We start from the raw sequence: 240 nt of genomic DNA on the forward strand, positions 1-240 counted from the left end.
GTCGGTAACCGGATACATCTTGTTCCATGCGTTGAACAGCTGCGTTTGCTGGCGAGAGAGTGTCAGGTTGTATTGGTCGCGCATATAGAAGTAGGTGCGCGCAATGGCACCGCGTGCACGCGCTGGTGGTTCGGCAGCTTTTTCTTTGAAATCGACCTTCATGGCGCATTGACCGTACTGGCCTTCACCGCCATTCCACTGGCTGTACATAAAGTTGCCGCGATCGCCATTCACCTCACC

1 protein-coding gene is annotated in these 240 nt (G+C 54.6%); it reads right to left on the reverse strand.

The genetic code is table 11. From position 1 onward, the window contains the following. A partial coding sequence (locus tag V5P19_RS24410) for an endonuclease (protein ID WP_334408102.1) occupies positions 1-240 on the reverse strand: 240 nt, incomplete at both ends.

Origin of the sequence: Enterobacter sp. UNJFSC 003 (assembly GCF_036903355.1) — a bacterium.
In the GTDB taxonomy this organism is placed as follows: domain Bacteria; phylum Pseudomonadota; class Gammaproteobacteria; order Enterobacterales; family Enterobacteriaceae; genus Enterobacter.